This window comes from Bacteroidota bacterium (genome assembly GCA_016720935.1).
GTDB lineage: Bacteria > Bacteroidota > Bacteroidia > AKYH767-A > 2013-40CM-41-45 > JADKJP01.
On the sequence record JADKJP010000006.1, the window covers coordinates 372,283 to 384,206 of the forward strand.

Annotated in this window: 24 protein-coding genes; all 24 read left to right on the forward strand. The window is 45.6% G+C overall.

What is annotated here, in order from left to right; all coding sequences use genetic code 11:
* The first annotated feature begins 1 nt into the window (after position 1).
* Positions 2-823 carry a 50S ribosomal protein L2 gene (gene rplB / locus IPP86_09890; protein ID MBL0138826.1) on the forward strand — a complete coding sequence of 274 codons (822 nt, stop codon included), beginning with the start codon at positions 2-4 and terminating at the stop codon, positions 821-823.
* Between the two features lie 68 nt (positions 824-891).
* Positions 892-1,161, forward strand: a complete 270-nt coding sequence (gene rpsS, locus IPP86_09895; GenBank protein ID MBL0138827.1) for a 30S ribosomal protein S19 — start codon at positions 892-894, stop codon at positions 1,159-1,161.
* Positions 1,162-1,190: 29 nt separating this feature from the next.
* On the forward strand, positions 1,191-1,634 hold the full coding sequence (rplV, locus tag IPP86_09900; GenBank protein ID MBL0138828.1) for a 50S ribosomal protein L22: 444 nt from the start codon (positions 1,191-1,193) through the stop codon (positions 1,632-1,634).
* A 53-nt stretch (positions 1,635-1,687) separates the two neighbouring features.
* Positions 1,688-2,497, forward strand: a complete 810-nt coding sequence (rpsC, locus tag IPP86_09905; GenBank protein MBL0138829.1) for a 30S ribosomal protein S3 — start codon at positions 1,688-1,690, stop codon at positions 2,495-2,497.
* Between the two features lie 39 nt (positions 2,498-2,536).
* On the forward strand, positions 2,537-2,962 hold the full coding sequence (gene rplP / locus IPP86_09910; GenBank protein ID MBL0138830.1) for a 50S ribosomal protein L16: 426 nt from the start codon (positions 2,537-2,539) through the stop codon (positions 2,960-2,962).
* 27 nt (positions 2,963-2,989) lie between these two features.
* Positions 2,990-3,196 (forward strand): 50S ribosomal protein L29, encoded by a 207-nt coding sequence (rpmC, locus tag IPP86_09915; protein ID MBL0138831.1) that lies wholly within the window; start codon positions 2,990-2,992, stop codon positions 3,194-3,196.
* Positions 3,197-3,211: 15 nt separating this feature from the next.
* Entirely contained in the window at positions 3,212-3,484 is a 273-nt protein-coding gene (gene rpsQ, locus IPP86_09920) for a 30S ribosomal protein S17 (protein MBL0138832.1), read from the forward strand.
* Between the two features lie 87 nt (positions 3,485-3,571).
* Positions 3,572-3,940 (forward strand): 50S ribosomal protein L14, encoded by a 369-nt coding sequence (rplN, locus tag IPP86_09925; GenBank protein ID MBL0138833.1) that lies wholly within the window; start codon positions 3,572-3,574, stop codon positions 3,938-3,940.
* Between the two features lie 55 nt (positions 3,941-3,995).
* Positions 3,996-4,301: a 50S ribosomal protein L24 gene (gene rplX / locus IPP86_09930; protein MBL0138834.1), complete on the forward strand. Its 306-nt coding sequence runs from the start codon at positions 3,996-3,998 to the stop codon at positions 4,299-4,301.
* On the forward strand, positions 4,301-4,852 hold the full coding sequence (gene rplE / locus IPP86_09935) for a 50S ribosomal protein L5 (GenBank protein MBL0138835.1): 552 nt from the start codon (positions 4,301-4,303) through the stop codon (positions 4,850-4,852). Before rplX ends, rplE begins: the two co-directional genes overlap by 1 nt.
* A 28-nt stretch (positions 4,853-4,880) precedes the next feature.
* The gene (gene rpsN, locus IPP86_09940; GenBank protein ID MBL0138836.1) at positions 4,881-5,150 is read left to right on the forward strand and encodes a 30S ribosomal protein S14; all 270 of its coding nucleotides are present in this window, start codon (positions 4,881-4,883) and stop codon (positions 5,148-5,150) included.
* A 40-nt stretch (positions 5,151-5,190) separates the two neighbouring features.
* Positions 5,191-5,586: a 30S ribosomal protein S8 gene (gene rpsH / locus IPP86_09945; GenBank protein MBL0138837.1), complete on the forward strand. Its 396-nt coding sequence runs from the start codon at positions 5,191-5,193 to the stop codon at positions 5,584-5,586.
* Between the two features lie 20 nt (positions 5,587-5,606).
* Positions 5,607-6,161, forward strand: a complete 555-nt coding sequence (rplF, locus tag IPP86_09950) for a 50S ribosomal protein L6 (protein ID MBL0138838.1) — start codon at positions 5,607-5,609, stop codon at positions 6,159-6,161.
* 7 nt (positions 6,162-6,168) lie between these two features.
* Entirely contained in the window at positions 6,169-6,522 is a 354-nt protein-coding gene (gene rplR / locus IPP86_09955) for a 50S ribosomal protein L18 (GenBank protein MBL0138839.1), read from the forward strand.
* Between the two features lie 31 nt (positions 6,523-6,553).
* Positions 6,554-7,072, forward strand: a complete 519-nt coding sequence (gene rpsE / locus IPP86_09960) for a 30S ribosomal protein S5 (GenBank protein ID MBL0138840.1) — start codon at positions 6,554-6,556, stop codon at positions 7,070-7,072.
* Between the two features lie 35 nt (positions 7,073-7,107).
* A complete protein-coding gene (gene rpmD, locus IPP86_09965; GenBank protein MBL0138841.1) occupies positions 7,108-7,287 on the forward strand; it encodes a 50S ribosomal protein L30 in 180 nt (59 codons plus the stop codon).
* Between the two features lie 44 nt (positions 7,288-7,331).
* Complete coding sequence (rplO, locus tag IPP86_09970; protein MBL0138842.1) at positions 7,332-7,778, forward strand: 50S ribosomal protein L15; 447 nt, start codon at positions 7,332-7,334, stop codon at positions 7,776-7,778.
* Positions 7,779-7,780: 2 nt separating this feature from the next.
* On the forward strand, positions 7,781-9,142 hold the full coding sequence (secY, locus tag IPP86_09975) for a preprotein translocase subunit SecY (GenBank protein ID MBL0138843.1): 1,362 nt from the start codon (positions 7,781-7,783) through the stop codon (positions 9,140-9,142).
* 78 nt (positions 9,143-9,220) lie between these two features.
* Positions 9,221-10,003 carry a type I methionyl aminopeptidase gene (gene map / locus IPP86_09980; protein MBL0138844.1) on the forward strand — a complete coding sequence of 261 codons (783 nt, stop codon included), beginning with the start codon at positions 9,221-9,223 and terminating at the stop codon, positions 10,001-10,003.
* Positions 10,004-10,018: 15 nt separating this feature from the next.
* Positions 10,019-10,237: a translation initiation factor IF-1 gene (infA, locus tag IPP86_09985; GenBank protein MBL0138845.1), complete on the forward strand. Its 219-nt coding sequence runs from the start codon at positions 10,019-10,021 to the stop codon at positions 10,235-10,237.
* A 71-nt stretch (positions 10,238-10,308) separates the two neighbouring features.
* Complete coding sequence (gene rpmJ / locus IPP86_09990; GenBank protein MBL0138846.1) at positions 10,309-10,425, forward strand: 50S ribosomal protein L36; 117 nt, start codon at positions 10,309-10,311, stop codon at positions 10,423-10,425.
* A 46-nt stretch (positions 10,426-10,471) separates the two neighbouring features.
* Positions 10,472-10,849 carry a 30S ribosomal protein S13 gene (gene rpsM, locus IPP86_09995; GenBank protein MBL0138847.1) on the forward strand — a complete coding sequence of 126 codons (378 nt, stop codon included), beginning with the start codon at positions 10,472-10,474 and terminating at the stop codon, positions 10,847-10,849.
* Between the two features lie 9 nt (positions 10,850-10,858).
* Complete coding sequence (gene rpsK, locus IPP86_10000) at positions 10,859-11,272, forward strand: 30S ribosomal protein S11 (GenBank protein MBL0138848.1); 414 nt, start codon at positions 10,859-10,861, stop codon at positions 11,270-11,272.
* A 45-nt stretch (positions 11,273-11,317) separates the two neighbouring features.
* Complete coding sequence (gene rpsD, locus IPP86_10005) at positions 11,318-11,923, forward strand: 30S ribosomal protein S4 (GenBank protein ID MBL0138849.1); 606 nt, start codon at positions 11,318-11,320, stop codon at positions 11,921-11,923.
* The last annotated feature ends 1 nt before the right edge of the window (position 11,924 follow it).

An 11,924-nucleotide genomic window follows, 5' to 3' on the forward strand; every position in this document is an offset into this window, starting at 1 on the left:
AATGGCAGTTAGAAAACTTCGCCCCACAACACCGAGCAACCGTCATACAACGGTTGACTCCTATGACGATATCACCGCATCAAGTCCTGAACCAACTCTTGTTGTCCGCATCAAGAGTCATGGTGGCCGTAATGCTGATGGTAAAATGACGATGCGTTACATTGGTGGAGGACACCGTAAGATGTACCGTATGGTTGATTTCAAACGTGAGAAGCACGGTGTTGAAGGTCTTGTAAAAACAGTAGAATACGATCCAAACCGTACTGCACGAATTGCATTGGTGCATTACAAAGACGGAGAGAAGCGATACATCATTGCACCGAACGGGATAAAAGTCGGTCAAAAGATCATGTCTGGTCCTGAGGCAACTCCGGAAATCGGAAACGCGATGTTTTTGAAAGACATTCCACTGGGTACGTTGATTCACAACATTGAATTACGTCCTGGTCAGGGTGGTGAAATTGCCCGTAGCGCCGGTACCTATGCACAGCTTGCTGCGCGTGATGGTAAATACGCTGTATTGAAAATGCCTTCCGGTGAGACCCGCATGATTTTGACTGCATGTCTTGCTACTATTGGAACAGTATCCAATGCAGATCACATCCAGGAAAGTCTTGGTAAAGCCGGTCGTTCCCGTTGGATGGGCCGTCGCCCACGAGTTCGTGGTGTTGCGATGAACCCGGTTGATCACCCGATGGGTGGAGGTGAAGGTCGTGCATCCGGAGGACATCCGCGTTCACGTAAGGGATTACTTGCAAAAGGTTACAAGACCCGCAAGAATAAGACCACTGACAAATACATCATCGAGAAACGCAAAAAGTAATCAATGGATGAACTAAAGGATGAATGCTTAAAACAGTTCACCGGAAGTTCTAAAATCAAATAAGAAAAATGGCTCGTTCACTTAAAAAAGGTCCGTATATCGCCCATCATCTTGAGCAGAAAGTTGTGAAGATGAATGAAAGCAAAAAGAAGACCGTGATCAAAACATGGTCCCGTGCTTCGATGATCGCTCCGGAATTCGTTGGTCATACCTTTGCAGTTCATAACGGAAATAAATTCATCCCTGTATATATTACGGAAAACATGGTAGGTCACAAACTCGGAGAATTTGCACCGACACGTACGTTCCGTGGCCACAGTGGTAACCGTAATGCATAATTAAAATTCAATTAATCATTTAATCCATCATGGGAGTCAGAAAGAGATTAGCTGCTGAAAAGCGCAAAGAAGACTTGAAGTCGACCTCTATCGCAAAGTTGGTTAACGTACCCACATCACCACGTAAGATGCGTGTTGTTGCTGACCTGGTGCGCGGTAAGGAAGTGATGCAGGCACTCAATATTTTGAAATATAATGCCAAAGCACCTGCTGCTCGTCTGGAGAAGTTGTTGCAATCGGCTATCGTGAACTGGGAAACCAAGAGCGGTGATAAAATTGACGAAGGCAAAGTGTATGTAAAGCTGATCCAGGTGGACAGCGCGCGTATGTTAAAGCGTCTTCGTCCGGCACCACAAGGTCGTGGTTACCGTGTACGTAAGCGTTCCAATCACGTGACTATTGTGTTGGACAGCGTAGCCAACAAACCACAATCGGCGAAAGCAGAACCAGCAGCAACCGAAGAAGCAAAATAATTAATCAACCAGAAACCCGATTCAACCCTCAGGGGTGAAAATAAAAAGATACAATGGGACAAAAAGCAAACCCGATAGGTAACCGACTGGGAATTATCAGAGGATGGGATTCCAACTGGTATGGTGGCAAAAATTATGCTGACAAACTGGTGGAAGATGAGAAGATCCGCAAATACCTTCTTGCCCGTCTTGCAAAGGGCGGCGTAGCGAAGATTGTGATCGAGCGCACCATGAAACTGATTACTGTAACGATTCACACTGCTCGTCCGGGCATTGTTATCGGAAAAGGTGGTCAGGAAGTAGATAAACTGAAAGAGGAGTTGAAGAAACTCACCCACAAGGATGTTCAGATAAATATTTACGAAATCAAACGTCCGGAACTGGATGCTCAATTGGTGGCTGACGGTGTTGCCCGCCAGATTGAAGCTCGTATTTCTTTCCGTCGCGCAGCGAAGATGTCTATCGCTTCGACAATGAGAATGGGAGCTGAAGGAATTCGTATCAAAGTTGGTGGTCGTTTGGGCGGAGCAGAAATTGCACGTTCCGAGCAGTACAAAGAAGGACGTATTCCACTGCACACTTTGCGTGCGGATATTGATTTCGCGATTGCAGAAGCTCAAACCTCTTATGGTAAAATTGGAGTGAAAGTTTGGATTTGCAAAGGTGAGATTTACGGTAAGCGTGATTTGTCTCCGAACATTGGAGCGAGCGCAACCGGCACAGCAGCGAAGACAATGGGTGGCGGAGAACGTCGTGAGCGTGGAGATCGTGGTGGTGACCGTGGCGGCCGTGGTGGTCGTGGTGGAAACCGTGGCGGTGGAAACCGTGGTGGTGGCGGCGGACGCGGACCGAAAAAAGACTAATTATTGCGATTAATATAACTGATTAAACTTCTTTGAAGCATGTTACAGCCGAAGAAAACGAAATTTAGAAAGCAGCATAAAATGAAAGCAAAGGGTAATGCCACTCGTGGACATTCCCTGGCGTTTGGATCGTTCGGAATCAAATCTCTGGAGACCGGCTGGTTGCCCAGTAAGCAGATCGAAGCAGCCCGTGTGGCTGTGACACGTTATATGAAGCGTGAAGGACAAATCTGGTGCCGTATTTTCCCTGACAAGCCAATTACCCGCAAACCCGCGGAGGTGCGTATGGGTAAAGGAAAAGGTAACCCTGAATTCTGGGTTGCTGTTGTGAAGCCGGGTACCATCATTTTCGAAGCTGAAGGAGTTCCGGAAGCTACAGCACGTGAGGCTTTACGTCTTGCAGCACAGAAGTTGTCTGTGAACACCAAGTTTATTATGCGCCGTGATTACGATCAGGCTTCATAAAATAGAGAATTACAAACCTGAAGCGAAATGAAACAAGAGGATATCAAAGAATTAACAACAGACGAGCTTCGTCTTCGATTGGCAGAAGAGAAAGCGCTGTATACAAAAATGAAAATGAATCATGCCGTATCGCCCATCGAGAATCCGATGAAGATCCGTACGATCCGTCGCGGTATTGCCATGATCAACACGGAGCTGACCAAGCGCGTGATAGCTGAAAAAAACAACTCATAACCTGGAGTCCCAACCATGGAAAATACAACGATTGAAAAGCGAGGCTTACGGAAAGAACGGATTGGCGTTGTGGTAAGCAACAAAATGAACAAGAGTATTGTGGTCGCAGTAGAGCGTAAAGTAAAGCATGCGAAATACGGAAAGTTCATCAAGATGACGACCAAATTTATGGCGCATGATGAGAAGAACGAAAGTGGTGTTGGCGATCTTGTGAAGATCTCTGAAACACGTCCGATGAGCAAGAACAAATGCTGGCGCCTGACCCAGATCCTCGAGAAAGCAAAATAAATAAGCCGGCTGATTTCGAAATTCCGGGGTATCCCGGTCGAAGCTCAGTCAATAAAAATAGTGCAAACGTTTAATTACCGATAAACGATGATACAGCAAGAATCCAGATGTGTGGTAGCCGACAACAGCGGGGCGAAAGAAGTCCTTTGTATCCGCGTGTTGGGTGGAACCCGTAAGAAATATGCCAGCCTGGGCGACAAGATCGTTGTGACTGTGAAGCATGCATTGCCATCAGGGAACATCAAAAAAGGCACCGTGACGAAAGCCGTAGTGGTTCGTACGAAGAAAGAAGTGAAGCGTGCAGACGGTTCCTACATTCGCTTTGACGACAATGCCGTAGTATTACTGAATGCCCAGGATGAACTCCGTGGCACACGTATCTTCGGACCGGTTGCCCGTGAGCTTCGTGAGAAGCAGTTCATGAAAATTGTTTCACTGGCTCCTGAAGTTCTTTAATCAACAGTAAAAAGTTCCTATTCCCATGGAAAGAAAATATAATAAGCAGCCAAAACTGCACATCCGCAAGGGTGACATTGTGAAAGTGATTGCCGGAGATTCCAAAGGATCTCAGGGTCGTGTGCTGGAAGTGCTCAGCGCTACGCGGAAGGTATTGGTTGAAGGGGTGAACCTGGTGAGCAAGCACACCAAGCCGAACGCGAAGAACACCCAGGGCGGCATCATTAAAAAAGAAGCTCCGATTCATTTGTCCAATGTGATGTTGGTAGATGGCAAAGGCAACGCTACACGTGTTGGCCGTAAAGAGGAGAACGGAAAATTAGTTCGTTATTCTAAAAAATCAGGGGAGGTAATCAAGTAATGTCTTACGTACCACGTTTAAAAGAGAAGTACAAGAAAGAAATTGTACCGGCTCTCACAAAGAAATTTGAATACAAGAGCGTCATGCAGGTTCCACGCCTGACAAAAATCTGCGTGAACCAGGGTGTTGGCGATGCGGTGAGCGATAAAAAGCTGATCGAATACGCGATCACTGAAATGACCAATGTAACCGGTCAGAAAGCTGTTCCGACGAAATCGAAAAAGGATATTTCCAATTTCAAACTTCGTGTGAATGTCGCGATCGGTGTACGTGTCACGTTGCGTGATGTCAACATGTACGAATTTCTGGATCGTCTGGTATCGGTATCTCTGCCGCGTATCCGTGACTTCCGCGGAATCAATCCAAAGGGTTTTGACGGCAATGGTAACTTCACTCTTGGAGTTACTGAGCAGATCATTTTCCCTGAAATTGATATCGACAAAGTGAATAAAATCACCGGGATGGATATCACCTTCGTAACTACGGCTCAAACCGATGAAGAAGCGATGGAACTATTGAAAGAATTTGGAATTCCTTTCCGTACCAATTAATTCATTTCCGAAATCGAAAGAAAATATCATGGCAAAAGAATCAATGAAGGCAAGAGAAGTGAAGCGCGCAAGGCTTTCCGCACGTTACGCGGCGAAGCGTGAAGCGTTGAAAGCATCAGGCGATTACCTGGCACTCGATAAACTTCCGAAAAATGCCTCCCCCGTGCGCAAGCACAACCGCTGTAAACTCACCGGTCGTCCGCGTGGTTATATGCGGACCTTCGGAATCTCCCGGAACGTTTTCCGTAAGATGGCTCTTGAAGGAAAGATACCAGGTGTTACAAAAGCCAGCTGGTAATTAAGAAATAGTATTTAAGAAACGCAACAACGTTATACCAATGACAGATCCTATTGCAGACTTCATTACCCGGATTCGTAATGCAGTGAAAGCGAACCACCGCATTGTGCAGGTGCCTGCATCGAATCTCAAGAAAGAGATGACCAAGATCCTGAAGGAAAAAGGTTACATCCTTGATTACAAATTCGATGAAGACGATAAGCAAGGCCTTATCAAGATCGCGTTGAAATATCATCCGGTTACGAAAGCTCCGGCGATCCGCAACCTGACGCGTATTTCAAAACCTGGTCTTCGTAAGTACTCGGGTGTGGATACCATGCCGCGTGTATTGAACGGGCTTGGCATCGCTATCCTTTCTACTTCGAAAGGGGTAATGACCGATAAAGAAGCGAAGAAAGAAAAAGTAGGCGGAGAAGTTCTTTGCTATGTATATTAATCGATAAAGAAAAACGAACAATGTCACGTATTGGAAAATTGCCGATCACAATCCCTGCGAAAGTAGAGATCAAGATCTCCGATGATACAGTCCAGGTGAAAGGACCGAAAGGGGAACTCAAGCAAAAGCTTGCAGGAGGAATTTCAGTCAACATCGACGAAAGCACACTCACAGTAGTGCGTGCAACGGATGGAAAACAACACCGCGCATTGCACGGTTTGTACCGCTCCCTGATCAACAACATGATCATCGGAGTATCCCAGGGCTTCACAAAACAACAAGAACTGATTGGTGTCGGTTACAAAGCGAGTACACAAGGACAATTGCTTGACCTGGTACTTGGGTATTCCCACCACTTCATTTTTGAAATACCTGCAGAGGTAAAAGTTAGCGCGAAGCAGGACAAAGGTCAGCCGCCGATGATAATGCTTGAGAGTGCCGACAAGCAATTGCTTGGCGCGGTAGCCGCGAAGATTCGTTCGCTCCGTGTTCCTGAGCCATACAAAGGCAAGGGTATTAAATTCACCAATGAAGTACTGAGAAGAAAAGCTGGTAAATCAGCTGCTAAAAAATAATTAAGTCATGTTACGTAAACAGCTTAGAAGAAACAGCATTCGTACCCGTATCCGCAGAACGGTGAAAGGTACAGCAGAACGTCCGCGTCTTTCGGTGTTCCGCAGCAACAAGCAGATCTCTGCTCAGTTGATTGATGATATTGCAGGAGTGACGCTGGTAGCAGCATCCTCTGCAGCAAAAGATATGCAAGGCGTCAAAGCCAAGAAAGTGGATCTGGCAAAAGAAGTAGGCAAAGCGCTTGCGGTAAAGGCACAGAGCAGTGGTATCAAATCGGTTGTATTCGACCGTGGAGGTTACCTCTACCATGGACGGGTGAAAGCCCTTGCCGAAGGAGCTCGTGAAGGAGGCCTCGAATTTTAATTCAACACAAACATTCTGATCGAAGATTACTATGTCAGCAACAAATGTAAAGCGCGTTAAGTCGAGCGAAATTGAACTGAAGGACCGTTTGGTCACAGTCAACCGGGTTACCAAAGTTACCAAAGGTGGACGTGCATTCCGTTTCGCCGCCATCGTTGTGGTAGGTGATGAATCCGGTGTAGTCGGTCATGGACTTGGTAAAGCCAAGGAAGTAACAGACGCGGTTCAAAAAGGAATTGACGATGCAAAGAAAAACCTCGTGAAAGTACCGGTTCTGAAAGGAACGGTTCCTCATGAATCATACGGTAAATTCGGTGGTGCACTTGTGTATCTCAAACCGGCAGCTCCCGGAACCGGTGTTATCGCGGGTGGTGCGATGCGTGCTGTGCTTGAGAGCGTAGGTATTCACGATGTATTGGCAAAATCAAAAGGAAGCTCGAATCCGCACAACGTGGTAAAGGCAACGATTGATGCATTGCTTCAGATGCGTGATCCTGCGACTGTGGCTCAACAGCGTGGCATTAAAATGACCAAAGTATTTAACGGATAATTTGCTTAATCAGGCAATCAACACAAACAAAGACCATGGCAAAAGTGAAAATCACACTCGTGAAGAGCGGAATTGATCGCCCGGAGCGCCAGAAACGCACACTGGTGGCACTTGGACTTACCAAGATGAACCGTAGTGTGGAAGTGGAAGCCACTCCGCAAATCAAAGGAATGATCCACAAGGTGCAACACCTTGTAGAGACTCAGGACATTTAATTTATTCAGCAATTCGTGCAATAACAAATAAGAACGATTAACCCATGAATTTATCCTCACTCAAACCAGCGAAGGGTTCAGTAAAAACCAACAAGCGCCTTGGCCGTGGTACCGGTTCCGGTGCAGGTGGCACAGCTTCCCGTGGACACAAAGGTGCTCAGTCGCGTTCCGGTTACAGTTCGAAGCGTGGTTTTGAAGGTGGCCAGATGCCCCTTCAGCGTCGTGTTCCGAAATTCGGATTCACTAACCTTTTCCGTGTGGAGTACCATGGAATCAACCTGGATACCATTCAGGCACTCGTGGATTCAAAAAAGATCAATTCAATTGATAAAGATATTTTAGTAGCAAACGGATTGGCATCAAAGCATGATCGCATTAAAATCCTTGGCCGTGGTGAACTGAAGGCTAAGATTGAAGTAAAAGCACATGCATTTTCTGCAACAGCAAAAGCAGCTATTGAAGCACAAGGCGGAACCACAGCTATCCTCTAAGTATGAAAAATCTGATCCAGACAATTAGAAACATCTTCAAGATTGAAGACCTGAGAGTTCGAATTCTCAATACACTCTTCTTTCTTTTGATTTACCGTCTCGGTACCCACATTGTGCTTCCTGGTGTTGATCCGCAACAATTGGCGAATCTTCAAAACCAGACTGCCGGTGGAGTATTGGGTCTGTTGGATATGTTCTCCGGTGGAGCATTCTCTCACTCCTCAATTTTTGCGTTGGGAATCATGCCTTACATCTCTGCATCCATCGTGATTCAGTTGATGAGTATCGCGATTCCTTACTTCCAAAAATTGCAGAAGGAAGGCGAAAGCGGTCGTAAGCGTATCAATCAGATCACCCGTTTCCTGACAGTTGCCATCACCGCGCTGCAGGCTCCAGGTTATATTGTTAACCTTCGTTCACAGGTTCCAAGCGCGATTATTTCAGTAACGAATCCTGAAATCGTTTCTCCGTTCCAGTTTTGGTTTACTTCGATTGTTATCCTCGTAGCCGGAACATTGTTTGTTATGTGGCTCGGTGAAAAAATCACGGACAAAGGAATTGGTAATGGTATTTCTCTCATCATCATGATTGGAATTATCGCCCGACTCCCCGCAGCCTTCAAGGATGAATTGATGAGCCGTATGAACCAGGGTGGAGGTTTGGTGGTATTGTTGATTGAACTCGTCGCACTGGCTGCAGTGATCGCATTCGTGATTCTGCTTGTTCAGGGAACACGAAGAATCCCTGTCAACTTCGCTAAAAAGATTGTTGGAAATAAACAGTACGGTGGAGTACGTCAGTACATTCCGTTGAAAGTAAACGCTGCAGGTGTAATGCCAATCATCTTTGCTCAGGCAATCATGTTCATCCCTGCAACAATTGCTCAGTTCTTTCCTGAATCCAATGCTTCACAGGGAATTCTCACCACGTTTGGAAACTATACTTCCTTCTGGTACAACTTTGTATTCGCTACGTTGATTATTTTGTTCACATACTTCTATACCGCGATCGCGGTGAATCCGAATCAAATGGCGGATGATATGAAACGGAACAATGGATTTATTCCAGGTGTAAAGCCAGGACGTAGTACAGCTGAATTTATTGATGATGTGATGTCAAGGATTACTTTGCCGGGAGCTATTTTCCTCGCATTGATTGCGATCCTTCCGACCTTCGCGTTACTCCTGAATATTAACAACAACTTCGCGCATTTCTACGGTGGAACTTCCCTGTTGATTATGGTCGGTGTTGTGTTGGATACGTTGCAACAGATAGAAAGTCATTTGTTGATGCGTCATTACGATGGACTGATGAAGAGTGGCAGAATTAAAGGAAGAGCCACTCAGGTCGCATCTGCTGTGTAAGTAAGATTCAGGATGCTTTAAATGAATTTGCGGAATTAACTATTAACAAGCATACTGAATCGCCAAAGTCCTGAACGGATGTTGTATTACAAAACACAGGAAGAAATAGAGTTAATCCGCGAGAGTTCTTTACTTGTTGCGAAAACCCTGGCTGAAGTAGCCAAATCGATCCGTCCCGGGATTAGTACACTGGAACTGGACCGGTTGGCTGAAACCTTCATCCGAGATCATGGTGCAGTACCTGCATTTCTGAATTACAATGGATTTCCAAATTCATTGTGTATTTCAGTTAACTCGCAGGTTGTGCACGGGATCCCGAACAAAAGCGAGTTGCAGGACGGAGACATCTGTTCTGTAGATTGTGGAGTTCTGAAGAATGGTTTTTACGGTGATTCCGCGTATACTTTCGCCATCGGTGAGGTAGATGATGAAACAGTGCAACTCCTTCGTATCACGAAAGAAAGTTTGTACAAAGGCATCGAAAAAGCGGTGGCCGGAAATCGATTGGGGGATGTGAGTCATGCCATTCAAGAGCATGCTGAAACATCCGGCTATTCGGTAGTCAGGGAATTGGTTGGTCATGGTATCGGAAGACATCTTCATGAGAAGCCGGAAGTTCCGAATTACGGCAAACGTGGTTCAGGACTGGTACTCCGGGAAGGATTGGTGATAGCGATTGAACCGATGATCAACATGGGAGGAAAGGCAGTGGTTCATGAGAGAGATGGATGGACGATTCGAACAGCTGATAACAAACCTTCCACTCACTTCGAACACACAGTAGCGATCCGGAAAGGCGCTCCGGATATTCTGAGTTCGTTCAAGTTCATTGAAGAATTACAAAAGGAAACAATTAAATAATAGTGAATTCAAGACGTGTCTAAACAGGCGAATATAGAACAGGACGGAGTAATCACAGAAGCATTGTCAAATGCGATGTTCCGTGTTGAATTGGAAAATGGTCACGAGATCATTGCCCATATCTCCGGTAAAATGCGGATGAATTACATTAAGATTCTACCCGGCGACAAAGTAAAAGTTGAAATGTCACCATACGATTTAACAAAAGGAAGAATAACATACAGATATAAATAAGTTACGGGTTTGGCGTTTGACGAATTGTCAAAAAGCAAACGTCAAGCTAAAACCTAAAACTGGCACCGGTTATGAAAGTAAAACCCGCTATCAAAAAAAGAAGTGTTGACTGCAAAATTGTCCGCAGAAAAGGACGTCTCTATGTCATCAACAAAAAGAATCCTCGTTTTAAACAACGTCAGGGTTAATTCTGAATTAATTGAAAAAAAGCTAACGCATAAATAAGCATCATAAATGGCTCGTATTGCTGGTATTGACCTACCTAAACACAAAAGAGGCGTCATCGGACTGACCTACATCTTCGGTATCGGACCGTCGACTGCTGCGCGTATTCTCACTGAGTCTGGTGTTGATTTCGACACCAAGGTTGAAGAGTGGAACGACGATCAGCTGAATAAAATCCGTAGCATCATTAACGAACTACGTGTAGAAGGATCTCTTCGTTCGGAGGTTCAGTTGAACATCAAGCGCCTGGTTGACATCAATTGTTACCGTGGAATGCGTCACCGGAATGGACTTCCTGTACGCGGACAGCGCACGAAGACGAACACTCGTACACGAAAAGGTAAACGTAAAACTGTTGCCAACAAGAAGAAGGCAACCAAAATGTAATTGATCATCATGGCAACGCAACAACAAGCTTCTGGTAAAGGAGGAACTAAGGCCGCTAAGAAAAAAGTGGTTAAGGTTGACGCACAAGGTAAAGCCTTCATCAATGCGACCTTTAACAACATCATCATTTCACTGACTAACGATGCAGGACAAGTAATTTCCTGGGCATCTGCAGGAAAAATGGGATTCAAAGGTTCGAAGAAAAACACTCCATATGCCGCTCAGTTGGCAGCTGGTGACTGCGCGAAAGTGGCTCATGATATGGGTCTTCGCAAAGTAAAAGTGTTTGTAAAAGGACCTGGCGCCGGTCGTGAATCTGCTATCCGTACCCTTCACCAAAGCGGTATCGAGGTTTCTGAAATCATCGATCTTACTCCGATTCCACACAATGGATGTCGTCCTCCGGGCAAACGCAGAGTTTAATCCTACCTGCATTCATTCTATTCATTCTAAAGAAATACATTACCCATGGCAAGATATATTGGCCCTTCTACAAAAATTGCACGAAAGTTCCGTGAGCCTATTTTCGGACCCGACAAGTCGTTCGAACGTAAGACTTATCCTCCGGGACAGCATGGCCAGACCAAGAAACGCGCGAAGCAGTCTGAATATTCCATTCAGCTTCAGGAAAAGCAAAAAGTGAAATACATGTACGGTATTCTTGAGCGTCAGTTCGCCAAGATTTTCGACCGCGCATCCCGTCGTACCGGTATCACCGGTGAAAACCTGCTTCAGTTGATTGAAGCTCGTCTCGACAATATCGTTTACCGTCTTGGAATTGCTCCGACACGTATGGCTGCCCGCCAGCTCGTTGGTCACCGTCACATCACAGTAAATGGAAAAGTAGTGAACATCTCGTCCTACACTTGCAAAGCAGGTGATGTGATTGGTGTTCGTGAACGTTCAAAAGCTCTGGAAGTAATTACCGGCGCTGTTACAGGTCACTCTAACAAACACGCATGGTTGGAATGGGACAAATCTTCCCTCACAGGAAAGATACTGAACCTTCCTGCACGTGATCAGATTCCTGAGAATATCAAGGAACAACTGATTGTCGAATTGTACTCTAAGTAAT